Raw genomic sequence first — 25529 nt, 5'->3', positions numbered from 1 at the left:
TCGACACTTCCGCGCCGGTGATTTTTGATTGTTCGGCGAGGCTGACTGATCCATGTTGCCCAGAGTTCTCGACCCGTGCAAGCGTCATTCCAGCAAGGAACGCGCCAAGTTGCGCCGCTGTGCAGCAATGCTGCCCGGCAATCCCCGGCAGGCCGGCGAGCTTCTGCGGGGCGCGGGCCGACAATTTGATTGACCATACCCGTCGATTGGGGAAGCTGGTCCCGGCGGCTTCCCCTCAGGTCGCTTGCCTTGCAGACCTTCTCGCGGTGATACTCCGACGGGCCGCTCGAATCTCATCTGGAGGGGACATGAAGGTTAACATCGAAATCGACTGCACCCCCCTTGAGGCCCGCCAGTTCTTCGGTCTGCCCGATGTGGGGCCGATGCAGACGGCGGTGATGGACAAGCTACAGCAGCAGGTGCTCAGCAACATCGAGAAGGTCTCGCCGGAATCGCTGATCCAGAGCTGGTTCACCTTCGATCCCAAGATCGCCGAGCGGTTTCAGGACATGTTCGTCGCGATGGCCGGCCTCGGCGGCACGCGCAGCGGCGACAAGAAAAAATAGTGTCGCCCGGGCCGGACGGGGCGCTGCAAGAAGGCCGGCTTCGTCCGCCGGGTCTCGGCCTGCTGCTCGCCGAAGCCCGTGGGCTATTCGAGTTGAATGCGAGCCTCTTGCTGTCGCCGCTCCTGATGCGGGCGCCGCGGGGCGACGGCCATCCGGTGCTGGCGCTGCCGGGCTTTCTCGCCAGCGACCTTTCGATGGTGCCGATACGACGCTATCTCAGCGAGCTCGGTTATGCGGCGCATGCCTTGCGAATGGGCCGCAATCTCGGCGGGCTCGGGCGCATGCGGGATTCGCTGCGCATGCGCTTGGCCGAAATCCATGCCGCCACGGGACGCAAGGTCAGCCTGGTCGGGTGGAGTCTCGGCGGCGTCTATGCCCGCGATCTCGCGCTTTGGGCGCCGGACAAGGTCCGCTACGTCGTCACGCTCGGCAGCCCTTTCGCTAACGACGTGCGGGCGACCAACGCGACGCGGCTTTACGAGACGCTATCAGGCGAGAAGGTGGAGGACTTTGCCGAAGCGCGCGAGGCGATTGCGGGCGATCTGCCGGTGCCGACAACGTCGATCTATTCGCGGGCTGACGGCGTCGTGAACTGGCGGACCTGTCTGCTGCGCCCCTCCGACCGTGCCGAGAACATCGAGGTGCATCTGGCGAGCCATATCGGGCTCGGCGTGAACCCGGCGGTGTTGTGGGCCGTGGCGGACCGCCTGGCGCAACCGGAGGGAGACTTCCGGCCATTTGACCGGGCGGGGCCGTTTGCCATTGCATATGCCCCGCTGGACCGGGCAGTATCGGCCTGACGAGAAGCGCCGCCAAGGCGCCCGTCGAATACTCGGAGGGAACCATGGCTGACGGTAAGAAGCTGTCGTCGCTTGACGCGTCGTTTCTCTATCTGGAAACACCGGAGATGCCGATGCATGTCGGCAGCATGGCGATCTTCCGCCTGCCTGACGACTACAAGGGCGATTTCTTCGAAGACTTCAAGGCAATGATCGTCTCGCGCCTGCACATCGCGCCGATTCTCAAGGCGCGGCTGGAGAAGGCGCCGCTCGACATCGATCATCCCTCCTGGGTCGAGGACGACCAGTTCGACATCGACCGCCATATCTTCCGGGCAAGCCTGCCGCAGCCGCGCGACCGCGCCACGCTCGAGCGCATCGTCGGCTGGATGCATGCCAAGCTGCTCAACCGCGCCCGCCCGCTCTGGGAGTTCTACGTGTTCGAGGGCATGAAGGACAACGAGGTCGGGCTCTATTCCAAGATGCACCATGCCGCGATCGATGGCGGCGCCGGGGCGGCGCTGACCAACATGATCTACGACATCTCGCCGATCCCGCGGAAGGTCGATCCGCCGACGGCGGGCAGTAAGCCCGGGCAGGAGCCGCGCGACATCGCGGCGAACCTGCTGGATTCCTATCAGCAGCTGTTCAGCCAGCCGCTGGAGGCTTCGCAAGCGGCGAAGAACCTGCAGCTGCCGCGCACCGGCAAGAGCGACATCGGGTCGATCCTGTTCGACAACGCGATGTACCAGATCGAGAGCGCTGTACGCTTCGCCGGCAACATCCCGACCGTGCTGAAGAGCGTGTCCGACGTGCTCGGCAAGGTCGCCGATCCCAAATCGCGCGAGAGCCTCGCCAGCATGGTGTCGCCACCGACCATGCTCAACAAGACCATCTCCTCGGAGCGGAGCTTTGCCGGCGTGTCGATCCCGCTGTCGCGGGCCAAGGCGCTGGCCAAGCAGGCCGGCGGCAAGCTCAACGACGTGGTGCTGGCGCTCGCCTCCGGCGTCGTCCGCCGCTATCTTCTGCGATATGGCACGCTGCCGGCGAAATCCCTGACCGCAGCGGTGCCGATCTCGCTGCGGGAGGAGGGCAACACCGAGACCAACAACCAGGTGTTCGGCATGATCTGCTCGATCGCCACCAACATCGAGGATCCCAAGGCGCGGCTGGAGGCGATCATCGCGCAATCGACCAAGTCCAAGGAGATGTCGCATCCCTTGCGGGCCTTGATGCCGCAGGTCTCCAACATCTCGATGCTGGGCGCGCCGATCATGGTGCAGATCCTGGCGCTGCTCTACAGCCGCTCGAACCTCTCCGACGTGCTGCCGCCCGCGGCCAACATCACCGTGTCCAACGTGCCCGGGCCGCGACAGACGCTTTATGCCGCCGGTGCCGAGCTCTTGCACATCTTCCCGGTGTCTATCTCGACCCACGGCCAGGCACTCAACATCACCGTGCAGAGCTATCGCGACCAGCTCGATTTCGGCTTTATCGTCGGTGCCAACATCATCCCGCATGTGCAGGTGATGTGCGACATGCTGCCCGAGGAGTTCGCCGCGCTGGAGGCGGCCTACACGCCGCCGGCCACCGATATCAAGGGCGCTGCGGAGTAAGGAATTTGCAATGATTGAAATGCCGCCGCTCAAGTTCGCGACGACGAACGGAATCCGCATGGGCTTCTACGAGGCGGGCCCGGCCGATGACAAACCGCCGGTCGTGCTGTGCCACGGCTGGCCGGAGCTCGCATTCTCCTGGCGTCACCAGATCAAGGCACTAAGCGAGGCCGGCATCCGCGTGGTCGCGCCCGACCAGCGTGGCTACGGCGCGACCGACCGGCCCGAGCCGGTCGAAGCCTATGACATGGAGCACCTGACCGGCGATCTCGTCGGTCTGCTCGATCATCTCGGGATCGACAAGGCGATCTTCGTCGGCCACGACTGGGGCGGCTTCGTCGTCTGGCAGATGCCGCTGCGGCATCCCACGCGCGTCGCCGGAGTCGTCGGCGTCAACACCCCGCATTGGGACCGCATGCCGATCGACCCGATCGCGCTGTTTCGCCAGCGTTACGGCGACCAGATGTACATCGTCCAGTTCCAGGATCCCGCGCGCGAGCCGGACAAGATCTTCGGCAGCCGCGTCGAGCAGACCTTCGACGCCTTCATGCGCAAGCCGCTGGCAAAGCCGGCGGCGAAACCGGACGAGCCGCCGATCGCGGGTGTCGGCGCCTCGTCGAAGACCAACCTGGCTTTCCCGCAGATGATTGCGGCGTACGACGCCAAGGTCGATCCGCGCACGCCGATCCTGTCGGCTGATGAGAAGAAGGTGTTCGTCGACACCTTCACGAAGACCGGCTTCACCGGCGGCATCAACTGGTACCGCAACTTCACCCGCAACTGGGAGCGCGCCGAGGGGCTGGACCACCACATCCACGTGCCCTCGTTGATGATCATGGCGGAGAATGATGCCGTGCTGCCGCCCTCGGCGGCCGACGGCATGGAGAAACTGATCGATGACCTCGAGAAGTATCTGGTGAAGGACAGCGGCCATTGGACGCAACAGGAGAAGCCGGAGGAGGTCAGCGCCAAGCTGATCGAATGGCGGAGAAGGCGGTTTGGCTAGCGCTCCTCATTGGGAACGCGTCATTGCGAGGAGCGAAGCGACGAAGCAATCCAGACTGCCTCCACGGATACATTTCTGGATTGCTTCGCTTCGCTCGCAACGACGACATTGAGGCAGGGGGACTACATTTCGATGTCATCCAAGAACCGTCTGGACCCGATTCCGCGGCCGCCGACCAAGCCAGTGGTCGGCAATATGCTGTCGCTGGACGCGGCCGCTCCCGTGCAGCACCTGACGCGGCTTGCCAAGGAGCTCGGTCCGATCTTCTGGCTTGACATGATGGGCTCGCCGATCGTCGTCGTCTCCGGTCACGATCTCGTCGACGAGCTCTCCGACGAGAAGCGGTTCGACAAGACGGTGCGCGGCGCGCTGCGGCGCGTGCGTGCGGTCGGCGGCGACGGCCTGTTCACGGCCGACACCCGTGAGCCGAACTGGAGCAAGGCGCACAACATCCTGCTGCAGCCCTTCGGCAATCGCGCCATGCAGTCCTATCACCCGAGCATGGTCGACATCGCCGAGCAGCTCGTCCAGAAATGGGAGCGGCTCAACGCCGATGACGAGATCGACGTCGTCCACGACATGACCGCGCTGACGCTGGATACGATCGGCCTGTGCGGCTTCGAGTACCGCTTCAACTCGTTCTACCGGCGCGACTACCATCCTTTCGTCGAGTCACTGGTACGATCGCTCGAAACCATCATGATGACGCGCGGCCTGCCGTTCGAGCAGCTCTGGATGCAGAAGCGCCGCAAGACGCTGGCCCAAGACGTCGCTTTCATGAACAAGATGGTCGACGAGATCATCGCCGAACGCCGCAAGAGCGCTGAAGGCATCGACGACAAGAAGGACATGCTGGCCGCGATGATGACCGGCGTCGACCGTGCCACCGGCGAGCAGCTCGACGACGTCAATATCCGCTACCAGATCAACACCTTCCTGATCGCGGGGCACGAGACGACCAGCGGCCTGTTGTCCTACACGCTCTATGCGCTGCTCAAGCATCCGGAGATTCTCAAGAAGGCCTATGACGAGGTCGACCGCGTCTTCGGCCCCGACGTCAACGCCAAGCCGACCTATCAGCAGGTGACGCAGCTCACCTACATCACGCAGATCCTGAAGGAGTCGCTGCGGCTGTGGCCGCCGGCGCCGGCCTACGGCATCTCGCCGCTGAACGACGAGACCATCGGCGGCAGCAAGTACAAGCTCAGGAAGGGAACGTTCGTCACCATCCTGGTGACGGCGCTGCATCGTGATCCCAGCGTGTGGGGTCCCAATCCCGACACGTTCGACCCCGAGAATTTCAGCCGCGAGGCGGAGGCAAAACGGCCGATCAATGCCTGGAAGCCGTTCGGCAACGGCCAGCGCGCCTGCATCGGCCGCGGCTTCGCCATGCACGAGGCAGCGCTCGCGCTCGGCATGATCCTGCAGCGCTTCAAGCTGATCGACCACCAGCGCTACCAGATGCACCTGAAGGAGACGCTGACCATCAAGCCGGAAGGCTTCAAGATCAAGGTGCGGCCGCGCGCCGATCGCGAGCGCGGCGCTTATGGCGGGCCCGCTGCGGCTGCGTCCTCGGCGCCAAAGGCGCAGCGTCCGCCCACCACGCGGCCCGGCCACAACACGCCGATGCTGGTGCTCTACGGCTCCAATCTCGGTACCGCCGAGGAGCTCGCAACGCGCATGGCCGATCTTGCCGAGATCAACGGTTTTGCCGTGCATCTCGGCCCGCTCGACGACTATGTCGGCAAGCTGCCGCAGGAGGGCGGGGTGCTGATCATCTGCGCCTCCTATAACGGCGCGCCGCCGGACAATGCGACGCAGTTCGTCAAATGGCTCGGTGAGGATCTGCCGAAGGATGTCTTCGCCGGTGTGCGCTACGCCGTGTTCGGCTGCGGCAACAGCGACTGGGCCGCGACCTATCAATCGGTGCCGCGCTTCATCGACGAGCAATTGTCGAAGCATGGTGCGCGCGCGGTCTATCCGCGCGGCGAGGGCGATGCCCGCAGCGATCTCGACGGCCAGTTCCAGAAATGGTTCCCCGCCGCCGCGCAAGTCGCGACCAAGGAGTTCGGTATCGACTGGAATTTCACCCGCACCGCCGAGGACGATCCGCTCTATGCAATCGAGCCGGTCGCGGTGACCGCTGTCAACACCATCGTCGCCCAGGGCGGCGCAGTGGCGATGAAGGTGCTGGTCAATGACGAGCTCCAGAACAAGTCCGGCGCGAATGCTTCCGAGCGCTCGACGCGCCACATCGAGGTGCAGCTACCGGCCAACCTCAGCTACCGCGTCGGCGATCACCTCAGCGTCGTTCCGCGCAACGATCCTACGCTGGTTGATTCAGTTGCCCGCCGCTTCGGCTTTTTGCCGGCCGATCAGATCAGGCTTCAGGTGGCCGAAGGCCGGCGCGCGCAATTGCCGGTCGGCGCGGCCGTGTCGGTCGGCCGTCTGCTCAGCGAGTTCGTCGAGCTGCAGCAGCTCGCGACGCGCAAGCAGATCCAGATCATGGCCGAGCACACCCGCTGCCCCGTCACCAAGCCGAAGCTGCTGGCCTTCGTCGGCGAGGAGGCGGAACCGCTCGAGCGCTATCGCGGTGAGATCCTCGCCAAGCGCAAATCGGTGTTCGACCTGCTGCTCGAATATCCGGCTTGCGAACTACCTTTCCACGTCTATCTCGAAATGCTGTCGCTGCTGGCGCCGCGCTATTACTCGATCTCGTCCTCGCCGTCGGTCGACCCGGCGCGTTGCAGCGTCACGGTCGGCGTGGTCGAAGGTCCGGCTGCCTCCGGCCGCGGCACCTACAAGGGCATCTGCTCGAACTATCTCGCCAATCGGCGGGCGGGCGATACGATCTATGCCACCGTGCGCGAGACCAAGGCGGGCTTCTGCCTGCCGGACGATCCTTCCGTGCCTGTTATCATGATCGGTCCGGGCACGGGACTTGCGCCGTTCCGCGGCTTCCTCCAGGAGCGCGCCGCGCGCAAGGCGAAAGGGGCCGCGCTCGGCCCGGCCATGTTGTTCTTCGGCTGCCGCCATCCCGACCAGGATTTTCTTTACGCGGAGGAGCTGAAGGCGCTGGCGGCGAGCGGCATCACCGAGCTGTTCACGGCGTTCTCGCGCGCGGACGGGCCGAAGACCTATGTGCAGCACGTGCTCGCGGCGCAGAAGGACAAGGTCTGGCCGCTGATCGAGCGGGGCGCGATCGTCTATGTGTGCGGCGATGGCGGCAAGATGGAGCCCGACGTGAAGGCGGCGCTCGTCGCGATCCACTGCGAGAAGAGCGGCAGTGATGCCGCGGCAGGCGCGCGCTGGATCGAGGAGATGGGCGCGAACAACCGCTATGTGCTGGACGTCTGGGCGGGAGCGTAGCCGCAGATCGTGGGGTGGGTTACGCCTTCGGCTAACCACCCTACGATCCTGTTCGTGCTAAAGCATTCCCATGATTCCCTGGGAAAAGATTGACACCGCCAAAATCCCCGGTTCCGACGAGGAGCTCCGCCTGATGCGCCGGGGCAAGGAGTTCTCCATCAAGCTCGGCACCAACGAGCTGATGAACAGCCGCCTGTCGGGGTCGGAAGCGGCGCTGGCAACCCTTGCCGCGAAGCAGATCGCGAAAGTCGCAAAGCCCGTCGTTCTCATCGGCGGTCTCGGCATGGGTTTTACGCTACGCGCGGCGCTGGCCGTGCTCGGAGCCCAGGCGAAGATCGTGGTCTCCGAGTTGGTGCCGTCGGTGGTCGCCTGGGCGCGAGGCCCGATGGCGGAGGTCTTCGGCGCCAGCCTCGATGATGCCAGGGTGAGCATTCGCGAGATCGATGTCGGTGAAATCATCCGGGCGAAGCGTTCGGCCTTCGACGCCATCCTGCTCGACGTCGACAACGGGCCGGAGGGGCTGACCCGGAAGGGCAATGACGCGCTCTACGATGCGAGCGGGCTCTCGTCGGCGAGGACGGCGCTGCGGCCGGGAGGCGTGCTGGCCGTCTGGTCGTCTGGACCCAATGCGGCATTCACGGGGCGCCTCAAGCGCGCCGGCTTCAACGTCAACGAAGTCAACGTTCGCGCCACCGGCAGAGGCGGCGGCGCGCGCCACGTGATCTGGATCGCGCGGAAGGGCTAGGCCGCCTCCGCCGCCGCGCCATGCGCGTGCTTGTCGATCGCGTCGATGATCTCCGGCCAGAAGCGCATGGGCAGCGCGTGGCCCATGCCCTCGATCATCAGCAGCTTTGCGTTCGGGATCGACGCGGCCGTGTCCTTGCCGCCTTCGGGGCGGACCAACGGATCGACGGTGCCGTGGATCACGAGCGTCGGAGCCTTCACGGCGTGCAGCCGCTCCTTGCGGCTGCCGGAGGCAAGCACGGCGCGGAGCTGGCGACCGACGCCGGCCGGATTGAGCCCGCGTGCAAACACGCGCTCGGCGCGGCCAGGGTCGAGCGCTTCCTCTTCCGGGAAATGCCCGGCGCGCAGCACCTTCCAGGTCTGGCCGTAGCGGTCGATGAACTCCTCCTTGCTGCGCGGCGGCGGCGCCATCAGCACCGCGGCGGCCTCGCGGGTCGGGGGCGGCACGCGCGGATTGCCCGTCGTCGACATGATCGAGGTCAGCGAGCGCACGCGGTGCGGAAACGACAGCGTCACCTCCTGCGCGATCATGCCGCCCATGGACGCTCCGACGAGATGCGCCGACTTGATGCCGAGCGCATCCATCAGCCCGACCGTGTCCTTGGCCATGTCGATCAGCTTGTAGGTCGCGGCCACCGGGATCCGCAACAAGCGCAACTTCAGCAGCTCGAACGGCGTCAGCCGCTTGCCGCCGGTGAGATGGCTCGACTTGCCGATGTCACGGTTGTCGAAACGGATCACGCGGAAGCCGCGCGCGGCGAGCTGTTCGCAGAACGCATCGTCCCAATGGATCATCTGCGCACCGAGACCCATGATCAGCAGCAGCGGCTCGGCATTGTCGTTGCCGAAGATCTCGTAGCAGATGTCGATGCCGTTGGCGCGGACGGTCTGGGGCGGCTGATGGACGGTCACGGGTCCCTCCTGCTGACGATGCTGTATCGCACGGTTTCGCTCCACGAAGAAGCCGCGTCTCCGAGGTTGCGCCGGTTGCTTGCCGGTTGACCGGCACCGCGCAACGGTGTGGTATGGCGGGACAAGAAGGGTGCAAAGCCCTCCGCATTGGGAGGACGCCGATGACCGACAAGATCACCGATCCGGTCGCCTTGTGGCAGAAGATGGTTGGCGAAATGGAGAAGGGTTTCAACTCCTTCGCGACCAAGGCGATGGAGACGCCCGAATTCTCGCAGGCCATGAACCGCGCCGGCGGCGTTGCTGCAGGTGCTCAGAAGCAATTCGGCGATCTCATGGAGAGGTACCTGATCTCGATGAACCTGCCGACCCGCGAGCAGATGACCGGCATCGCGGAACGGCTCCAGTCGATCGAAGGCCAGCTCGGCGAGATCAAGTCGATGCTGAGCCAGATGTCGGCCACTTCGGGCGCGCCGCAACCCGGCGCCGCGCCGCGGCCACCGCGAACCAAGCGTCCGCCGTCCGAAGGCGGAGACCAAAAATGAACGCGCCGGCGGGACTTGATCTTGCCTCGATCCCGGAGCGCATCCAGTCCGAGGTGCAGCGCGCGATTCAGCGCAGCATCAAGGGCGTCGAATATTTCTCGACCTCGGGCCCCTCGCTCGGCTCGACGCCAAAGGACGTGCTGCACACGCGCGGGACCATGAGCCTCTATCACTACCGGCCGATGTCGGACGAGATCTACCGCGTGCCGGTGCTGATCGTAATGGCAACCACCAATCGCGGCTACATCCTCGACCTCGTGCCCGGCCAGAGCTTCATCGAGTTCCTGCTGAAACGCGGCTACGACGTCTACATGCTGGACTGGAGCGCGCCGAGGCCAGAGGAGAAGAGCCTGCGCATGGAGGACTATGTCCTCGACTTCATTCCGGACTGCGTCCGCCGCGTGCAAGCCGATTCCGGCGAGCAGGACGTCTCCGTCATCGGCTATTGCTTTGGCGGCGTGCTGTCGCTGCTCTACGGCTCGATCCACAAGGACGGGCCGATGAAGAACCTGATCTGCTTCACCACGCCGATCGACTTCCGGGAGATGAAGCTGTTCTCGAACTTCTCCGACCGCCGCTATTTCGACGTCGACCACCTCGTCGACAGCGTCGGCAACGTGCCGCCGGAGATGATCCTGTCCTCATTCGAGATGCTGCGGCCGGCCTCGCGTACGGTGAGCCAGATCCAGCTCTGGGAGAACATCTGGAACGACGAGTTCGTGAAGTCGTACCGCATGTTCGACCGCTGGGCGACCGACACGCTACCGCTCGCCGGCGAATATTTCCGCACCATCACCAAGGACCTGATGTGGGACAACAAGCTGTTCGACGGCACTATGTCGGTCGGCGGCCGTGCGGCCAAGCTCGAGAACATCACGGTGCCGATCCTGCATGCCGTCGCCGAGCACGATCACATCGTGCCCTATGAGGCGGCCAAGCTCCTGATCCCAAAGGTCGGCTCGACCGACAAGGAAGAGGTGATCCTGAAGGGCGGTCACGTTTCGCTCGTTGCCGGCGCCAACGCGGTGAAGCGGCTGTGGCCGAAACTGGATTCCTGGCTGGGAAAGAGATCGATATGAGCGAGCAGCGTTCCTATCCGCGCCACGTCAAAACCGACGCCGGCGCCATCGAGATCCGCCTGATGTCGCCCGCGGACGAGGCCGCGGTGCTGGCCTTCGGCAAGGGCCTGCCGACCCATGACCTGTTGTTCCTGCCACGCAACATCAGCGAGCCGAAGGTGCTGTCGGCCTGGGTCAAGGAAATCGAGCGCGGAGCTATTCAGAGCCTGCTCGCGGTGAGAGAGGGCAGGGTCGTTGGTTGCGGCACGCTGGTGCGCGATCCCCATTCCTGGTCGCCTCATGTCGGTGAGATCCGGATGGTGGTTTCGCCCGAGGTCCGCGGCAAGGGCGTGGGCAAAGCGCTGTCGCAGGAGACTTTTGCGCTGGCGCTCGGAGCGGGCCTGGAAAAGCTCTCGGTCCAGATGACGGTGGATCAGCAGGCGGCGATCGCCCTGTTCGAGAGCCTCGGCTTCAAGGCCGAGGCCCTGCTGCGGGACCATGTCCGGGACGTCGACGGCAAGACCCACGACATCGTCGTGCTCGGCCATAACATCGCGCAGGTCCAGGCTCAGATGGAGGCCTACGGCCTGCCTGGCGCCGTGCAGCACTAAGCAGGCGGCGTCCGACATTGGGTCCGGATCGGACCCATTCACGTGCCCCCATGGCTATGGAAGCATCACGATGCCTCTCGTGAGGGCTGTTCACGATTTCGTGATATCGCACTGCAATATCAATATTGCGATGCACAATTAGCCGTGCCATATAGGTCGTGCCCCGGGCCAATGCGGACGGGGTGAGCCCATAGCTCAAACCATTGAGGATGGAGAGAACCCCATGACCACTGAAACCAACACCGCTTTCGAGGGCTTCAAGGACGCTTTCAAGAACATCCAGAACCTGGAAGTTCCCGAGGCCGCCCGCGAATTCGTCAAGAAGACTGCCAACACTGCCAAGGACCGTGCTGCTGAGGTGTTCGCTGGCTCCGAGCGCGTGACCGCCGCCGTCGAGAACGCGGTGACTGAGTCCATCACCGAGGCCGGCAAGATCAGCCGCAACATCCAGCAGGCGATCTACGAGGACGCTGAGGCGTTCTTCTCGGGCATCGACAAGCTCGCGTCCGCCAAGTCGGTCAGCGAAGCCGTCGAGATCCAGTCGAGCCTGCTCCGCTCCCGCGGCGAAGTGTTCGTCTCGCGCGCCAAGGCGACCGCCGACTATCTCGGCAAGCTCGCCGCCAACGGTGCGAAGTCCGCTCAGGACAATTTCACAAAGGTCTACAGCAAGACCGCCTGATCTGGCGCCTGAGCACAAACTGAATTTGAGGCCCGCTTCGGCGGGCCTTTGTTTTTGCGCCGCCGTCATTGCGAGGAGCTCGCGACAAAATTGCGTAGCAATTTTGCGCTGATGCGACGAACAATCCAAAGTCTTTCCTCTGAAAGATTCGGGATTGCTTCGCTTCGCTCGCAATGACGAGTACTGTGATGCAGTCATGGACTCGTCTGTCACCTTTTCCTTCGACGCCCCCGGCGATGCCGCACGCGCGGCCGAGCTGCGCCGCGTCAAGGCGCTGGCGACTTTGGTGCTGGCCGCGACGCTGGCACTGTTCGTCGTCGCGAAATGGCTGCTGCCCGTGCATCCCGTGTTCGGCTTCATTGCCGCCTTCGCCGAGGCCGCGACCATCGGCGGGCTCGCCGATTGGTATGCCGTGGTGGCGCTGTTTAAGCGGCCGCTCGGCCTGCCGATCCCGCACACCGCGATCATCCAGAGCAACCAGGCCCGCATCGCCGACAAGCTCGGCGAATTCATCCAGGTGCATTTCCTCGAGGCGGGTCCCGTCGAAGCCAAGCTGAAGGAGATCGACTTCGGCTCCTTCGTCGCCGACTGGTTGCGCGACCGCAAGCGCAGCGACGACCTCGCGCGCTTTGCGCTGCGGCTGTTGCCGGAAGCCGTGTCCGCGACCGAAAGCTCCGGCTTGATGACCTTCATCATCCGCCGCATGTCCTCGCAGCTCCAGGCGATCGACCTCGCGCCGCTCGCGGCGGGCACGCTGCGCGGCTTCGTCGCGGAGGGACGGCACCAGATCCTGTTCGACGATCTCCTGCGCGTGATGCACGAGACCTTGAACCAGACAGAGACGATGGCGATGATCCGCGAGAAGGTGCGCGCGGAATTGCCGACCCTGCTCAAGCTCTATCGTGCCGACAAGTTTCTGGTGAACAAGATCGTGGCCTCCGCCACCGCCTTCTTCAACGAAGTGCGCAGCGACCCCAAGCATCCGTTCCGCGGCGAGTTCGACCGCATGGTGCTGAACTTCGTCGACAGGCTCGGCACCGATCAGGCCTATATCGACCGCATCGACGGCCTGAAACGCGATCTTCTGGCGCGGCCGGAGCTTGCTGACCTTGCCCGCACCGTCTGGGCCAACACGCGCTCCTTCATCGAGCGCAGCGCGAGCGGCGAGACGCAGGTGCTGCAACATCATCTCGCCGGGATGTTCGTCTCGGCGGGCGAGGCGCTCGCCAGCGATGCCGAGTTGCGCGGCGAGATCAACAAGGGTCTCGTGACCGTGCTGCGCAGCTTCGTCGCGGACCAGAAGAGCGGCGTCTCCACCTTCATCTCCGATCAGGTCAAGGCGTGGAATATGACGCAGCTGATTTCGCTGATCGAGATCAACATCGGCCGCGACCTGCAATACATCCGCTTCAACGGCTCATTGATCGGCGGGCTCGCCGGGCTCGCGCTCTACACCGTAGAATCCCTGCTTCGATTGTTGTGACTTTTGCGTCACGGCCGTTAGCATTAACGCGCGGACCTATTGTCGCCCCGCGTCTCTCCAGCTTGAATGTCGGGAATCGGCCGCCTAGCTGATTCATGTTGCGCTGCGGAACGATCCAGAAGCCGGCGAGTTGGAATCTGTCTACGCATTTGCCGGCCTCGCCGGCCTCCTTTTCAGCGATTCTTCCCAGGGGACCATTGATGACCGCTACTGCCCAAACGCTGCGTCCGCCTTCCCGTACCTTGATGTTTCTGGAAGGACGCGCGATCCACGAGTTCGGCGCATTCCTCGGCGCGCTGCCGCTGCTGAGCCTTGCGCCGCGCGGCGATGGGCATCCGGTGCTGGTGCTGCCGGGCCTCGTGGCCTCCGACACCTCCACTGGCGCGCTGCGCACGTTTCTGAGCAGCAAGGGCTATGCAGTGGCTGGTTGGCGCCAAGGCCGCAACTACGGCCTGCGGCCCGGCGTGCAGGATGCGATGCTCGGTCAGATCCGAGAGCTCAACGACACCCACGGCCGCAAGATCAGCTTGGTCGGTTGGAGCCTCGGTGGCATCTATGCGCGCCAGCTTGCCAAGATGGTGCCGGACAGCGTGCGCCAAGTGATCACGCTTGGTAGCCCCTTTGCCGGCGATCCACGCTCGACCAACGCCTGGCGCGTCTATGAATGGGCGAGCGGCCGCAAGGCCGACGAGGTTGATCCGCGTTTCGGCGGCGAGCTTGCCGCTCCGCCGCCGGTGCCGACCACCGCCATCTTCAGCCGTACCGACGGCGTCTGCGCCTGGCAAGGCTGCATGGAGAAGACGGGCGCACAGACCGAGAGCATCGAGGTCGAGAGCAGCCATTGCGGCATGGGCCATCATCCGGCCGCCGTCTATGCCGTAGCCGATCGCCTCGCGCAGAAGGAAGGCCAGTGGCGCCCGTTCGATCGCAGCGGCTGGCGCAGCGTGGTGTATCCCGATCCGCATCGGTAGCGCTCCTCTTCACCTCTCCCTGCAAGCTGGGCGAGGTCGGATTGCATCAGAGATGCGATAGCGGGGAGAAGGAGAAGACCCGTCGTCCCGCTCCACTGTCGCGCCTGCACCAAACGCGCTAAGGCTGCCGCATGGCGCATCCGCTCTCTCGTATCATCGACCAGCTCAAGCGCGAGCCCTCGCGCACCGGCTCCATCGTCATCACAGTGTTTGGTGATGCCATCGTGCCGCGCGGCGGCTCGGTGTGGCTCGGCACCCTGCTGGAATTCTTCGAAAGCCTGGATATCGACAGCGGCGTGGTGCGCACCGCAATGTCTCGGCTTGCTGCCGACGGCTGGCTGACGCGCGAGAAGGTCGGCCGCAACAGTTTCTATCGCCTGGCCGACAAGGGCCGCCAGACGTTCGAGGCCGCGACGCGCCACATCTACGATCCGCCGCCGTCCGACTGGACCGGACGTTTCGAGCTGCTGCTGATCGGCAATGGCGAGGATCGCGACGCATCGCGCGAAGCGCTGCGCAATGCCGGCTTCGGCAGCCCGCTGCCGGGCGTATGGGTCGCGCCATCGGGCGTTCCGGTGCCGGATGAGGCCGCGGGCGCGATCCGCCTCGAAGTCTCGGCGGAAGACGACAGCGGCCGCCGTCTGCTCAGCGCGAGCTGGCCGCTCGATCGGACCGCCGATGCCTATCTGAAATTCATGAAGACGTTCGAGCCGCTGCGCGCCGCGATCGCGCGCGGCACGGATCTGTCCGAGGCCGACGCCTTCACCGCGCGGATCCTCTTGATCCACCATTACCGCCGCGTCGTGCTGCGCGATCCGTTGCTGCCTGAGACCCTGCTGCCGCCGGATTGGCCGGGCAGGGCCGCCCGCGAACTCTGCGGCGCGATCTACCGCGCGCTGCTCGCCCCGTCCGAACAATGGCTCGACAGCCATGGAACCAACGAAAAAGGGCGGTTGCCGGCGGCGCGAAAGCTGCTGGAACGGAGGTTCGGCGCCTGACTATTATGTTACAGAAATATCTTGCATGGCCTAAGTTATGTCATATATTCCCTCCTAATAAACGGGAGGACGCGCATGTACACCCAGGCGCTGAACACGGCCGAGACCGCTGATCGCGATCTCGAGGATGCAGGCAAGGCTGCGCAATTCCAGGCCCGCATCGATGCCGAGGAGCGCATCGAGCCGAACGACTGGATGCCCGCGGCCTATCGCAAGACGCTGACCCGCCAGATCTCCCAGCACGCCCATTCTGAAATCGTCGGCATGCTACCAGAAGGCAACTGGATCACGCGCGCCCCGACCTTGCGCCGCAAGGCCGCGCTGCTCGCCAAGGTGCAGGATGAATGCGGCCACGGGCTCTATCTCTATGCCGCCGCCGAGACGCTCGGCTCCTCGCGCGAGGAGCTGGTCGACGCCATGCTCGCCGGCAAGGCCAAATATTCATCGATCTTCAACTATCCGACGCTGACCTGGGCGGACATCGGCACGATCGGCTGGCTGGTCGACGGCGCTGCGATCATGAACCAGATCCCGCTGTGCCGCTGCTCCTACGGGCCTTATGCGCGCGCGATGATCCGCGTCTGCAAGGAGGAGTCCTTCCACCAGCGCCAGGGTTACGAGATCATGGTGACGCTGTGCCGCGGCTCGGAGGAGCAGAAGGCGATGGCGCAGGACGCGCTGAACCGCTGGTGGTGGCCGGTGCTGATGATGTTCGGCCCGCCGGACGCGACGAGCCAGCACAGCGACACCTCCACGAAGTGGAAGATCAAGCGCTTCTCCAATGACGAGCTGCGCCAGAAATTCGTCGATGCCACCGTGCCGCAGGCGCAATATCTCGGCCTCACCATTCCCGATCCCGGCATGATTCAGGACGCCGACGGCCACTGGCGCTACAGCGAGATCGACTGGACCGAATTCAAGCAGGTGCTGGCCGGCAACGGCCCGTGCAATCGCGACCGGATGGCCGCGCGCCGCAAGGCGCACGAGGAGGGCGCCTGGGTGCGCGAGGCGGCAGCTAGCTATGCAGCCAAGCGCGCTCAGCGTCAGACCGCCCAGGCTGCCGAATAGGAGACTGATATGGCCACGCCGAACACGCCGCTGTGGGAAGTCTTCATTCGCAGCCGTAACGGGCTCGCGCACAAGCATGTTGGTTCGCTGCATGCGAGCGATGCGACCATGGCGCTGCAGGCCGCCCGCGACATCTACACCCGGCGCGGCGAGGGCCTGTCGATCTGGGTCGTGCCCTCCAGCGCGATCACCGCGAGCGATCCCGCCGAGAAGGGCATGATGTTCGAGCCGGCAGAATCCAAGATCTACCGGCATCCGACGTTCTACGAAGTGCCGGAAGAAGTGGGGCACATGTGATGGTGGTCGCCAACATCCAGGTCTCCGAAACCCCGCTGGTGATCTACGCGCTGCGCCGCGCCGACGATGCGCTGATCCTCGGTCACAGGCTGTCGGAATGGTGCGGACACGCGCCGATGCTGGAAGAGGACATGGCGCTGTCCAACATCGCTCTCGATCTGATCGGCCAGGCGCGGGAGCTCTATACCTTTGCCGCCAAGGTCGAAGGCAGGGACAACGACGAGGACAAGCTGGCCTATTTGCGCGACGTGCGCCAGTACCGCAACCTGCTGCTGGTCGAGCAGCCCAACGGCGACTTTGCCCAGACCCTGGTGCGGCAATTCTTCTATTCCGCCTTCGCCGATATCTACTGGCGCGCGATGATGAATTCGCGCGATGCGACGCTGGCGGCGATTGCTGCGAAATCGGAGAAGGAGAGCGCCTACCATCTGCGTCATGCCTCGGAATGGATCATCCGGCTGGGCGACGGCACCGAGGAGAGTCATCGCCGGGCGCAGGCTGCGATAGAAAATCTCTGGGCCTTTACCGGCGAGATGTTTGCCGTCGACGACGGCGAACGCGCGCTGATCCATGCCGGCATTGCCGTCGATCCCGCAAGCTTGCGTGGGCGCTGGCTGGCGACGCTCACCGATGTCACGCGTGAAGCAACGCTCGCGCTGCCGCAGAACGAGTGGATGCAGCAGGGCGGCCGCGCCGGTCGTCACAGCGAGCATCTCGGCCACCTCCTGTCGGAGCTGCAATCGATGCAGCGGACTTTTCCGGGGCTGAAATGGTGACGGTGACCGATGACGACGCTCCGCTGCGCCAGCGCGCCTGGGACGCCGCCGCAAGCGTGGTCGATCCGGAAATTCCGGTGCTGAGCATTGCCGATCTCGGCGTGCTGCGCGACGTCGTTCTCGACGGCGATCATGTCGAGGTCGCGATCACACCGACCTATTCGGGTTGCCCGGCCATGAACATGATCGCGCTCGAAATCGAGGTTGCGCTGGAGCGCGCCGGTTTTCGACATGCAAGGGTACGGACCGTGCTGTCGCCGGCCTGGACCACGGACTGGTTGACCGAGGACGGACGCAAGAAGCTGTGCGCCTACGGCATCGCGCCGCCGCAAGCCGCGAGCTCGCGCCGCGCGCTGTTCGGCGCGCAGACGGTGGCGTGCCCGCAATGCGGCTCGGACAAGACCGAGCTGCTGTCCGAATTCGGCTCGACCTCCTGCAAGGCGCTCTGGCGCTGTAAGGCCTGCCGCGAACCCTTCGACTATTTCAAGTGCCATTGACCATGTCCGCAGCCGCACCGCGCTTCCATCGCCTCGCCGTCAGGGACCTCCGCCGCGAGGCCACGGACGCCGTCTCGATGACCTTTGCCATCCCCAACGAACTCGCCGGCGATTACGCCTTCACGCCCGGCCAGTATCTGACGCTGCGCGCCACGCTCGACGGCGAAGAGGTGCGCCGCTCCTATTCGATCTGTTCCGGCCCTGACGACGGCGAGATCCGTATCGCCGTCAAGAAGGTCGATGGCGGCGCATTTTCGAGCTGGGCCGCCGAAGATCTCAAATGCGGCGACGAGCTCGACGTGATGACGCCGACCGGCCGCTTCGGTCTGGTCCCGCCGGCGGATCGTGCGCGCGTTCATGTCGGCTTCGCCGCCGGCTCCGGCATCACGCCGATCCTGTCGATCGTGAAGGGCGTGCTCGCGCGCGAGCCGGGCAGCCGCTTCTTTTTGTTCTACGGCAACCGCACCACCGACAACATCATGTTCCTCGAAGCGCTCGAGGAGCTCAAGGACCGCTTCATCGATCGTCTTTCGATCTTTTACGTGCTCTCCGGCGAGGAGCAGGACATTCCGATCCTGCATGGCCGGCTCGACGGCGACAAGGTGAGGGTGCTGCTCCGCGCATTGGTGCCGGCGGCCAGCGTCGATCACGTCTTCATCTGCGGTCCTCTTGGCATGAGTGAGGACATCGAGGCGACCTGCCGCGATCTCGGCATCGCGGACGAGCGCATCCATGTCGAGCGCTTCGTCTCCGAGTTCGGCGGCAAGCCGCGGCCGAAAAAGGCGGTTGCGCCCGACGCGCCGCCGAAGGCGATCGCCTCGCTGATCATCGACGGCAAGCGCCGCGACGTGCCCGTCGCCGAGGACGAGGCCATCCTCGATGCCGCGCTGCGCGCCGGCGTCGACCTGCCCTTCGCCTGCAAGGGCGGCATGTGCTCGACCTGCCGCGCCAAGCTGGTCGAAGGCGAGGCGCCGATGGACATCAACTATTCGCTGGAACCGTGGGAGCTCGAGGCCGGTTTTGTTCTCACCTGCCAGGCCAAGCCCTCCACCGAGCGCGTCGTGGTCGATTATGATCATGTCTGATCAGGCGTTCTGCGGCTCCGCAATGCAAATGCGTCGCAATATTTGACAGTGTGAGCCAACCAGAACAACATCATGAGCAAACGTCTGGCCGGGAGAAGCGCGTGAACGTGAAAGCCGCCCTGTCGTCTGAGGATATCGCCCGCGCCTGCGCCGATGCGATGTGGGCCGAGGACGATGCCTCCAAAGGTCTCGGCATGGAGATCGTCGAGATCGGCCCGGGCTTTGCGACGCTCGCCATGACGGTGCGGCCTGATATGGTCAACGGCCAGCGTATTGCTCATGGCGGCTTCATCTTCACGCTCGCCGATTCCGCCTTCGCATTCGCCTGCAACTCGCACAATGAGCGCGTCGTGGCGGCGCAGGGTCAGATCACCTTCATCAAGCCGGGCAAGCTTGGCGATCGTCTCATTGCAAGAGCGCGGGAGGTCACCCGCGGCGGCCGCTCCGGCATCTACGACGTGCGTGTCACGGTGGGCGAGGTCGTCATCGCGGAATTCCGCGGACATTCCCGCGTCATTCCCGGCAAATGGCTGCCGGCGCAAGATCAATAAAACCAAACAAAAAAGAACAGGCAATGGGGGAAACGAGGATGGCTCTGACGAGGCTCAAGGAAGGTGGCAACGCCTATAGCGCCGAGATGGATGCGCATGAGCGCGCCTCGCGCGAGGAGATCATGGCGCTGCAGAAGCAGCGGTTGGCGTGGTCGCTGAAGCACGCCTACGACAATGTCGCGCATTACCGCAAGGCTTTCGACAAGGCGGGCGTGCACCCGTCCGACTTTCGCGAGCTCTCTGATCTCGCCAAATTCCCGTTCACGGTCAAGACGGACCTGCGCGACAATTATCCCTTCAACATGTTCGCCGTGCCGCGTGAAAAGCTGGTGCGGGTGCATGCCTCATCCGGCACGACTGGCAAGCCGATCGTGGTCGGCTATACGCAGCGCGACATCGACACCTGGTCCGAGGTGATGGCGCGCTCGATCCGCGCCGCCGGCGGCCGCACCGGCATGATCATCCACAATGCCTACGGCTATGGCCTCTTCACCGGTGGTCTCGGCGTGCATTACGGCGCCGAGAAGCTCGGCTGCACGGTTGTGCCCATTTCCGGCGGCATGACCGAGCGGCAGGTGCAGCTCATCAACGATTTCCGCCCCGACATCATCACAGTGACGCCGAGCTACATGCTGGCGATCCTCGACGAGTTCAAGCGCCAGAAGCTGGATCCGCGCCAGTGCTCGCTCAAGATCGGCATCTTCGGCGCCGAGCCCTGGACCAATGCAATGCGCGTCGAGATCGAGGACACCTTCGACATGGACGCGACCGACATCTATGGCCTGTCCGAGGTGATCGGCCCGGGCGTCGCTCAGGAATGCATCGAGACCAAGGATGGCCTGCACATCTGGGAGGATCATTTCTATCCGGAAGTGATCGACCCCGAGACCGGCGCGGTGCTGCCCGATGGCGAGAAGGGCGAGCTGGTCTTCACCTCGCTCACCAAGGAAGCCTTTCCCGTGATCCGCTATCGCACCCGCGACCTGACGCGGCTGCTGCCGGGCACAGCACGGCCGGGTATGCGGCGGATGGAAAAGGTGACCGGGCGCTCGGACGACATGATCATCCTGCGCGGCGTCAATCTGTTCCCGACCCAGATCGAGGAGGTGCTGCTCGCGACCGACTGGTGCGGCGGCCACTTTATCCTGGAACTCACCCGCGAGGGCCGCATGGACGAGCTCACCATCATCGCCGAGGCGCGGCCCGAGAGCTGGGACGGCCGCGGCCTTGTCGACCATGCGGATCGGATTTCGACCCACATCAAGAATAAGATCGGCGTCAGCTCCAGGGTGCAGGTGGTTGCGCCGGCCACGCTGGAGCGCTCGCTCGGCAAGGCCAAGCGGCTCTTCGACAAGCGGCCAAAGGACTGACCGGACGGATTGACTCGACCGGCGCCAGAGGCGACAAGGCCCGCGAGAAATCGCGGGTCTTTTCATGTCAGCCGATGCCAAAACCGTCGAAGCTCGCTGCGTGCGCCTCGACGCCAAAGCTGAAAATGCCGCTACGCTTGCGCCGACAATTGAGCGGCAGATGCTTGCGCGCGGGCCGAACGATCTTCTGATCGAGGTGAAGGCTGCCGCGGTCAATCCCTCCGACGTCAAGGCTGCGACCGGGCTGATGCCCTATGCCGTGTTCCCCCGGACCCCCGGCCGCGACTACGCCGGCGTGGTGATCGACGGGCCCGCGGGCACAATAGGGCGCGAAGTGTTCGGCTCGTCCGGCGACCTCGGCATTCGTCGTGACGGCACTCATGCGAGCCATCTCGTGGTCGAAGCCGATGCGGTCGTGGAGAAGCCGAAGACTGCGTCCTGGGAGGAGGCCGCCGGCATCGGCGTGCCCTTCGTCACCGCGATGGAAGGCTTTCGCAGGGCGGGCGTGCCGAAGAGCGGCGAGGCCGTTCTGGTTTTCGGCGTGAATGGCAAGGTCGGCCAGGCCGCGGTGCAGATCGCGACCTGGCAGGGCGCGCGCGTGATCGGTGTGGTGCGCAGGGCGGAAGCCTATGAAGGCTACACAAACGCGCCCATCGAGGTGATCGACGCCTCCGCCACCGAAATCGCCGCGCGCGTGCGCGAATTGACCGGCGGCAAGGGCGCCGACGTCGTCTTCAACACGGTCGGCGATCCCTATTTCCAGGCCGCACACAAATCGCTCGCGCTTCGCGGCCGCCAAATCCTGATCGCCGCGATCGACCCCATCGTGCAGTTCAACATCCTCGAATTCTATCGGGGCCAGCACACTTATGTCGGCATCGACACGCTGGGTTTATCGTCGGGCGCGACGGGTGCGGTGCTGCGCGACCTCGGGCCGGGTTTTGCCAGCGGCCATCTGAAGCCGTTTCCGATCAGGGCGAATGCGATCTATCCGCTGGAGCGCGCGAAGGAAGCGTATGTTGCGGTCGCCGGCTCGTCACGTGACCGGGTGATCCTGAAGTCGTAACCATGGAATCCACGCAGCTCGTTATCCTCGCTGGCCTTGCCATCGGTCTCGTCTACGGCGCCGTTGGCCTGCTCAGTGGTTTCTGCCTGATGAGCAGCATGCGCGGGTTTCTGGCGGAGGGCGACGGGCGGCTGGTGCGGACCTACGCGCTCGCAATCGCGGTTGCAATCGCGGCGAGCCAGCTCCTTGGCGGCAGCGGCATGGTCGATCTCGGCAAGTCGATCTATCTGCAGCCGTCGTTTTCGCCGGCGGTGCTGTTCCTCGGCGGCCTGCTGTTCGGCTACGGCATGGTGCTGTCGAACGGCTGCGGCTCGCGGGCGCTGGTGCTGCTCGGCCGCGGCAATCTCCGCTCCTTCGTTGTCGTGATCGTGCTCGCGATTGCCGCGCAGATGACGCTGAAGGGCCTCATCGCACCCGCGCGCATTGCGCTGGTCCAGGCAACGCAAGCCACGGGCCCTGCCAATTCGCTGCCGTCGTTGCTGGCGACGCTGGGCTTCACGGAATCGCTTTCGCGCGCGCTCGCCGCGGCCGCGACAACCGTCGCGTTGAGCCTGTTCGCTTTCGCGCATCCTGCGTTCCGTCGCTCGCCCGGCCAGGTCGTAGCGGGCATCATCGTCGGCCTGCTCGTTGCCGGCGGCTGGCTGGCCACCGGCTATCTCGGTGCCGACGACTTCAATCCGGTCCCCGTGACCTCCCTTACGTTCGTCGCGCCGATCGCCGATAGCCTGCAATATGCCATGCTCTCGACCGGACTGACGCTCAACTTCGGCATCGCGACGGTGGCCGGCGTCTTCGCCGGCAGTCTGGTGACGGCACTCGCAACTGGCCGCTTCAAGCTCGAAGGCTATTCCTCGCCGCGCCACATGCTCCGCTCAGGGACGGGTGCCGCGCTGATGGGGATCGGCGGCGTGATGGCGTTCGGCTGCTCGATCGGGCAGGGGCTCACGGGCGTGTCTACGCTCGCGCTGGGCTCGTTCGTCGCAGTCGCCGGCATCCTGCTTGGCACCGCGGCGGGCCTGCGCGGGGTTCTGCGGGTTCAGCCTCTCGCGGTGGCCTGACTGCGCAATAACCAATCGCCCAGCGTCGCAAGGCCGATGCCGGAGACGATCAGCGCGGCCGCGACGGCAAGGCTCGCGTCGATGGGTTCACCCAGAAGGATCGCAGCGCTGGCGATGCCGACGAGCGGTGTCCCGGTGGTGCCGAGCGACGTCGTCAGGGCTGAGATGCTCTTGTTGACCATCGACATCGCCCAATAAGCCAGGACCGTTCCGACCAGGCCCGAATAGAGAAACAACAGTACGAGCCTCCACGACCACTCCACATGCGGGAGGCCATCCACAGCTGTCGCGCCGACCGACAGCACGATCGTTGCCACGAGCACCTGCCAAAGCAAAAGCTGAAGCGGAGATCCGATCCAGCGATGCGTGCGGATATAGATGATGTTCGCAGCCCAAGAGATCGCGGCCAGGATGACCATGCCGGCGCCGAGCAGCACGTTTGGGTTGGTCCAGTCGATCGAGGATGGATTCAGGATGACGGCAAGGCCGATCAGCCCGAGCAGAGCGCCGGCGAGCTTCGGCGCCGTCAGCGTGTCCTTGCCGAAAAGGGGCGCGGCGAGTGCGACCCAGAGCGGCGTGGTGTAGCCGAGCACGATGCCCTTGCTTGCGGGCAGGAAGCGAAGGCCGCTGGCAACCAGGATCGAGAACAGCGTCATATGCAGCAGCGCCACGCTCAGGATCACGGGAAAGTCGCGTCGCTCCGGGATCACGAGATTGTTGCTCAGTCCGAGCAGCACGAACAATCCAGCCAGCGCGATCCAACTCCGGATTGCCGCGCTCCACAGCGGCGGGACGAACTGCACGAGCTGTTTGGTCACCGACCAATTCACGCCCCAGGCCAGCACCACGATGAGGAACAGGCCGATGGCCGCACGGGGTGACAGGGTGTTCATGTCGCAGGTCCTTGAAGCAGTCCGAGCCGCCGGATAGCATCCCGACTGGCATTTGAAAAAGTGCCAGATTGGAGAAGAAGAGAGTGCCAGTATCCGACACGACGATCTCCGCGTTGATCGAGCTGAAGCGGACCGATGGCGAGGGGCTGGTGGCGCAACTGACGAGCCAGCTGCGAGGCCTGATCGCGACCGGCCGCCTCGGCAAAGGCCGCGTGCTGCCGTCGAGCCGACGGCTTGCGAGCGATCTCGGCGTCTCGCGCAACACCGTCACATACGCGTTCGAGCAGCTCGCGGCCGAGGGATATGTCGCAGCGTCTCGTGGCCGCCGTCCCGTGGTCATGATCGACGGCCACGAACGCAGCGAACGGGGCGCCGTCGCAGCGGACGAATGCGTCGGCAAACTGCAGCTCTCGCCTTGGGCTACGAAGCTCCAGCAGGCCGACTGGCCGATGTCTTATCGGGGGGAGCTCAAACCGCTGCGCCCGGGGCTGGGCGATTTCAGGGAGTTTCCAAACGAGGTCTGGGCACGTTGCCTGCGTCGCAGTGCCGTGCATGCAGGCAGGCGCGAGCTGGGACCGGTCAACCGGCTGCGCCTGCGGGAGGCGCTGACGCATTATCTGGCGACGAACCGGGACGTCCGCGCCACGGCGGAGCAGATCATGATCCTGCCGAGCGCGCAGGCCGCGCTGACCTTGATTGCTGCCACACTCATTTCACCGGGCGATCATGTATGGGTTGAAGACCCAGGCTATCCCGGCGCGGCGGCTGCCTTTCACGCATCCGGCGCGCGCCTGACCGGCATCAGGCTGGATGAACAGGGCATGCAGCGAATGCCAGGCCTTGGAGCTCCCAGGCTGATCTTCATGACGCCGTCGCATCAGCACCCAACCGGCCGGTTGATGTCGCTAGCCCGCCGAACCGAGTTTCTCGCGGCAAGCCGGCCCGGCAGGACCTGGATCGTCGAGGACGATTACGACGGCGAATTCCACTACGACAGCCGGCCGGTGCCGGCCTTGCAGGGGTTAGATGCCCATGGCCGTGTGTTCTATGTCGGCACATTCTCGAAGGCGATGAGGTCGGACATCCGGCTCGGCTATCTGGTAGCGCCGGCGGCGCTGGTCAGCACCTTGGAGATCGCGCAGCAGCACATGGGACTGATCGCCGCCAGCCACATTCAGGAGGCGCTGGCCGAATTCATCGCCGATGGGCACTTCCTCGCGCATCTGCGCCGCATGCGCCGGCTCTATCACGCGCGCCGCGATCATCTTGTCGAGGAGCTGCAGCGGCATCTCGGTGGCATGCTCTTGGTCGAGGTGCCCCCCGGCGGTATCCAGCTCGTCGCCCGTCTCGAGCGCGGCCGCACTGATCGGGCGGCGGTGAAGCGGCTGGTCGAGGCGGGCGTCGAAACGCGCGCCTTGTCCAGCCTGGCGCTCGGCAAGCCGCGCGATCACGGCCTGCTGCTCGGCTTTGCGGCGTGGCGCGAAAACGAGATCAGCGCGGCCGTGCGCACGATGGCGTCGTGCTTCTAGTGGAG

Annotated in this window: 25 protein-coding genes; 23 read left to right on the top strand and 2 right to left on the bottom strand. The window is 64.8% G+C overall.

The window, feature by feature from the left end:
- Nucleotides 1–308 precede the first annotated feature (308 nt).
- The 6 genes from I6F17_RS00350 to I6F17_RS00325 all read left to right on the top strand — a co-directional run bounded on the left by I6F17_RS00350 (nt 309) and on the right by I6F17_RS00325 (nt 8081).
- Nucleotides 309–566: a DUF6489 family protein gene (locus tag I6F17_RS00350; RefSeq protein ID WP_036004778.1), complete on the top strand. Its 258-nt coding sequence runs from the start codon at nt 309–311 to the stop codon at nt 564–566.
- Nucleotides 566–1366, top strand: coding sequence for an alpha/beta hydrolase (locus tag I6F17_RS00345; RefSeq protein ID WP_225129411.1), 801 nt, complete (start codon nt 566–568; stop codon nt 1364–1366). Before I6F17_RS00350 ends, I6F17_RS00345 begins: the two co-directional genes overlap by 1 nt.
- Nucleotides 1367–1410: 44 nt before the next feature.
- Nucleotides 1411–2961, top strand: coding sequence for a wax ester/triacylglycerol synthase family O-acyltransferase (locus tag I6F17_RS00340; RefSeq protein ID WP_225129414.1), 1551 nt, complete (start codon nt 1411–1413; stop codon nt 2959–2961).
- Between the two features lie 10 nt (nt 2962–2971).
- Complete coding sequence (locus I6F17_RS00335) at nt 2972–3967, top strand: alpha/beta hydrolase (RefSeq protein ID WP_036043129.1); 996 nt, start codon at nt 2972–2974, stop codon at nt 3965–3967.
- Nucleotides 3968–4099: 132 nt separating this feature from the next.
- Entirely contained in the window at nt 4100–7336 is a 3237-nt protein-coding gene (locus tag I6F17_RS00330) for a cytochrome P450 (RefSeq protein WP_225129415.1), read from the top strand.
- Nucleotides 7337–7406: 70 nt separating this feature from the next.
- Nucleotides 7407–8081 carry a spermidine synthase gene (locus tag I6F17_RS00325; RefSeq protein ID WP_225129417.1) on the top strand — a complete coding sequence of 225 codons (675 nt, stop codon included), beginning with the start codon at nt 7407–7409 and terminating at the stop codon, nt 8079–8081.
- Here the strand turns inward: I6F17_RS00325 and I6F17_RS00320 are convergent.
- On the bottom strand, nt 8078–8992 hold the full coding sequence (locus I6F17_RS00320; protein WP_225129420.1) for an alpha/beta hydrolase: 915 nt from the start codon (nt 8990–8992) through the stop codon (nt 8078–8080). The genes I6F17_RS00325 and I6F17_RS00320 overlap by 4 nt on opposite strands.
- Before the next feature lie 161 nt (nt 8993–9153).
- On the opposite strand from I6F17_RS00320, the gene I6F17_RS00315 reads away from it, so the two are divergent.
- The 16 genes from I6F17_RS00315 (at nt 9154) to I6F17_RS00240 (ending at nt 23102) form a co-directional block, all read left to right on the top strand.
- Complete coding sequence (locus tag I6F17_RS00315; protein WP_225129422.1) at nt 9154–9534, top strand: hypothetical protein; 381 nt, start codon at nt 9154–9156, stop codon at nt 9532–9534.
- A complete protein-coding gene (locus tag I6F17_RS00310; protein WP_225129424.1) occupies nt 9531–10613 on the top strand; it encodes an alpha/beta fold hydrolase in 1083 nt (360 codons plus the stop codon). Before I6F17_RS00315 ends, I6F17_RS00310 begins: the two co-directional genes overlap by 4 nt.
- Complete coding sequence (locus I6F17_RS00305) at nt 10610–11203, top strand: GNAT family N-acetyltransferase (RefSeq protein WP_193760391.1); 594 nt, start codon at nt 10610–10612, stop codon at nt 11201–11203. The genes I6F17_RS00310 and I6F17_RS00305 overlap by 4 nt, the downstream gene beginning before the upstream one ends.
- A gap of 223 nt (nt 11204–11426) precedes the next feature.
- The gene (locus tag I6F17_RS00300) at nt 11427–11882 is read left to right on the top strand and encodes a phasin (RefSeq protein WP_225129426.1); all 456 of its coding nucleotides are present in this window, start codon (nt 11427–11429) and stop codon (nt 11880–11882) included.
- Nucleotides 11883–12078: 196 nt separating this feature from the next.
- Nucleotides 12079–13365, top strand: a complete 1287-nt coding sequence (locus tag I6F17_RS00295; protein ID WP_225129428.1) for a DUF445 domain-containing protein — start codon at nt 12079–12081, stop codon at nt 13363–13365.
- 200 nt (nt 13366–13565) lie between these two features.
- Nucleotides 13566–14336 carry an alpha/beta hydrolase gene (locus I6F17_RS00290; protein ID WP_036025751.1) on the top strand — a complete coding sequence of 257 codons (771 nt, stop codon included), beginning with the start codon at nt 13566–13568 and terminating at the stop codon, nt 14334–14336.
- Between the two features lie 131 nt (nt 14337–14467).
- A complete protein-coding gene (paaX, locus tag I6F17_RS00285; protein WP_225129430.1) occupies nt 14468–15334 on the top strand; it encodes a phenylacetic acid degradation operon negative regulatory protein PaaX in 867 nt (288 codons plus the stop codon).
- Between the two features lie 75 nt (nt 15335–15409).
- On the top strand, nt 15410–16402 hold the full coding sequence (gene paaA / locus I6F17_RS00280) for a 1,2-phenylacetyl-CoA epoxidase subunit PaaA (protein ID WP_036004899.1): 993 nt from the start codon (nt 15410–15412) through the stop codon (nt 16400–16402).
- A 9-nt stretch (nt 16403–16411) separates the two neighbouring features.
- Nucleotides 16412–16699: a 1,2-phenylacetyl-CoA epoxidase subunit PaaB gene (gene paaB / locus I6F17_RS00275; protein ID WP_015687593.1), complete on the top strand. Its 288-nt coding sequence runs from the start codon at nt 16412–16414 to the stop codon at nt 16697–16699.
- Nucleotides 16699–17475, top strand: coding sequence for a 1,2-phenylacetyl-CoA epoxidase subunit PaaC (gene paaC / locus I6F17_RS00270; RefSeq protein WP_225129432.1), 777 nt, complete (start codon nt 16699–16701; stop codon nt 17473–17475). Before paaB ends, paaC begins: the two co-directional genes overlap by 1 nt.
- The gene (paaD, locus tag I6F17_RS00265; protein ID WP_225129434.1) at nt 17469–17972 is read left to right on the top strand and encodes a 1,2-phenylacetyl-CoA epoxidase subunit PaaD; all 504 of its coding nucleotides are present in this window, start codon (nt 17469–17471) and stop codon (nt 17970–17972) included. The genes paaC and paaD overlap by 7 nt, the downstream gene beginning before the upstream one ends.
- 2 nt (nt 17973–17974) lie before the next feature.
- Entirely contained in the window at nt 17975–19057 is a 1083-nt protein-coding gene (gene paaE / locus I6F17_RS00260) for a 1,2-phenylacetyl-CoA epoxidase subunit PaaE (RefSeq protein ID WP_225129436.1), read from the top strand.
- Between the two features lie 101 nt (nt 19058–19158).
- Nucleotides 19159–19608, top strand: a complete 450-nt coding sequence (gene paaI, locus I6F17_RS00255; RefSeq protein ID WP_036043143.1) for a hydroxyphenylacetyl-CoA thioesterase PaaI — start codon at nt 19159–19161, stop codon at nt 19606–19608.
- A 38-nt stretch (nt 19609–19646) separates the two neighbouring features.
- On the top strand, nt 19647–20978 hold the full coding sequence (paaK, locus tag I6F17_RS00250; protein ID WP_225129438.1) for a phenylacetate--CoA ligase PaaK: 1332 nt from the start codon (nt 19647–19649) through the stop codon (nt 20976–20978).
- A 64-nt stretch (nt 20979–21042) separates the two neighbouring features.
- Complete coding sequence (locus I6F17_RS00245) at nt 21043–22044, top strand: zinc-binding alcohol dehydrogenase family protein (protein WP_225129441.1); 1002 nt, start codon at nt 21043–21045, stop codon at nt 22042–22044.
- A 2-nt stretch (nt 22045–22046) separates the two neighbouring features.
- Nucleotides 22047–23102 (top strand): YeeE/YedE family protein, encoded by a 1056-nt coding sequence (locus tag I6F17_RS00240; protein ID WP_225129443.1) that lies wholly within the window; start codon nt 22047–22049, stop codon nt 23100–23102.
- Here I6F17_RS00240 and I6F17_RS00235 read toward each other — a convergent pair.
- The gene (locus I6F17_RS00235) at nt 23081–23995 is read right to left on the bottom strand and encodes a DMT family transporter (RefSeq protein WP_225129445.1); all 915 of its coding nucleotides are present in this window, start codon (nt 23993–23995) and stop codon (nt 23081–23083) included. The two genes, I6F17_RS00240 and I6F17_RS00235, sit on opposite strands and share 22 nt — an antisense overlap.
- 83 nt (nt 23996–24078) lie before the next feature.
- Here I6F17_RS00235 and I6F17_RS00230 point away from each other — a divergent pair, with 83 nt between their 5' ends.
- Nucleotides 24079–25524, top strand: coding sequence for a PLP-dependent aminotransferase family protein (locus I6F17_RS00230; protein WP_225129447.1), 1446 nt, complete (start codon nt 24079–24081; stop codon nt 25522–25524).
- Nucleotides 25525–25529 lie beyond the last annotated feature (5 nt).

Origin of the sequence: Bradyrhizobium sp. NBAIM18 (genome assembly GCF_020193825.1) — a bacterium.
GTDB classification, from domain to species: Bacteria; Pseudomonadota; Alphaproteobacteria; order Rhizobiales; family Xanthobacteraceae; genus Bradyrhizobium; species Bradyrhizobium yuanmingense.
Note: the sequence above shows the minus strand (reverse complement) of the source record. Positions and strands in the feature narration are given on the sequence as shown.

Coding starts and splice junctions, on each gene's coding strand:
- I6F17_RS00350 (WP_036004778.1), top strand. CDS start 309: ATGAAGGTTAACATCGAAATCGACTGCACCCCCCTTGAGGCCCGCCAG.
- I6F17_RS00340 (WP_225129414.1), top strand. CDS start 1,411: ATGGCTGACGGTAAGAAGCTGTCGTCGCTTGACGCGTCGTTTCTCTAT.
- I6F17_RS00335 (WP_036043129.1), top strand. CDS start 2,972: ATGATTGAAATGCCGCCGCTCAAGTTCGCGACGACGAACGGAATCCGC.
- I6F17_RS00330 (WP_225129415.1), top strand. CDS start 4,100: ATGTCATCCAAGAACCGTCTGGACCCGATTCCGCGGCCGCCGACCAAG.
- I6F17_RS00325 (WP_225129417.1), top strand. CDS start 7,407: ATGATTCCCTGGGAAAAGATTGACACCGCCAAAATCCCCGGTTCCGAC.
- I6F17_RS00315 (WP_225129422.1), top strand. CDS start 9,154: ATGACCGACAAGATCACCGATCCGGTCGCCTTGTGGCAGAAGATGGTT.
- I6F17_RS00310 (WP_225129424.1), top strand. CDS start 9,531: ATGAACGCGCCGGCGGGACTTGATCTTGCCTCGATCCCGGAGCGCATC.
- I6F17_RS00305 (WP_193760391.1), top strand. CDS start 10,610: ATGAGCGAGCAGCGTTCCTATCCGCGCCACGTCAAAACCGACGCCGGC.
- I6F17_RS00300 (WP_225129426.1), top strand. CDS start 11,427: ATGACCACTGAAACCAACACCGCTTTCGAGGGCTTCAAGGACGCTTTC.
- I6F17_RS00295 (WP_225129428.1), top strand. CDS start 12,079: ATGGACTCGTCTGTCACCTTTTCCTTCGACGCCCCCGGCGATGCCGCA.
- I6F17_RS00290 (WP_036025751.1), top strand. CDS start 13,566: ATGACCGCTACTGCCCAAACGCTGCGTCCGCCTTCCCGTACCTTGATG.
- paaX (WP_225129430.1), top strand. CDS start 14,468: ATGGCGCATCCGCTCTCTCGTATCATCGACCAGCTCAAGCGCGAGCCC.
- paaA (WP_036004899.1), top strand. CDS start 15,410: ATGTACACCCAGGCGCTGAACACGGCCGAGACCGCTGATCGCGATCTC.
- paaB (WP_015687593.1), top strand. CDS start 16,412: ATGGCCACGCCGAACACGCCGCTGTGGGAAGTCTTCATTCGCAGCCGT.
- paaC (WP_225129432.1), top strand. CDS start 16,699: ATGGTGGTCGCCAACATCCAGGTCTCCGAAACCCCGCTGGTGATCTAC.
- paaD (WP_225129434.1), top strand. CDS start 17,469: ATGGTGACGGTGACCGATGACGACGCTCCGCTGCGCCAGCGCGCCTGG.
- paaE (WP_225129436.1), top strand. CDS start 17,975: ATGTCCGCAGCCGCACCGCGCTTCCATCGCCTCGCCGTCAGGGACCTC.
- paaK (WP_225129438.1), top strand. CDS start 19,647: ATGGCTCTGACGAGGCTCAAGGAAGGTGGCAACGCCTATAGCGCCGAG.
- I6F17_RS00245 (WP_225129441.1), top strand. CDS start 21,043: ATGTCAGCCGATGCCAAAACCGTCGAAGCTCGCTGCGTGCGCCTCGAC.
- I6F17_RS00240 (WP_225129443.1), top strand. CDS start 22,047: ATGGAATCCACGCAGCTCGTTATCCTCGCTGGCCTTGCCATCGGTCTC.
- I6F17_RS00235 (WP_225129445.1), bottom strand. CDS start 23,995: ATGAACACCCTGTCACCCCGTGCGGCCATCGGCCTGTTCCTCATCGTG.